Origin of the sequence: Streptomyces katrae, assembly GCF_000966975.1 — a bacterium.
Taxonomy (GTDB): domain Bacteria; phylum Actinomycetota; class Actinomycetes; order Streptomycetales; family Streptomycetaceae; genus Streptomyces; species Streptomyces katrae.
Genome location: NZ_JZWV01001240.1, coordinates 1 through 246 on the forward strand (window position 1 = coordinate 1; position 246 = coordinate 246).

Annotated in this window: 1 pseudogene; it reads right to left on the minus strand. The window is 81.3% G+C overall.

From position 1 onward, the window contains the following. Positions 1-246: pseudogene (locus VR44_RS35575) on the minus strand (hypothetical protein); the annotation flags it as partial.

Below are 246 nucleotides of genomic sequence, written 5' to 3' on the forward strand. Positions count from 1 at the left end.
GCCTCGGCGAGGACCCCGGGGGTGGCCTCCCGGCCGGTCAGGGCCGCCTCCACCTCCGGCAGCCGCAGCGGGACCCGGGCCACCCCGCCCGCCGCCACGGCTGCGCGGGTGATGACGGAGCCCTGGAGCGCCAGCCGGGCCACGGCCTCGACCAGGGGCCATTCGGCGCGCGCCCGGCTGATGGCTCGGTGGCAGGCGGCGCGTTCGCCCGGCAGCGCGGCGGGCAGCCGCACCGAGGTGAGGACC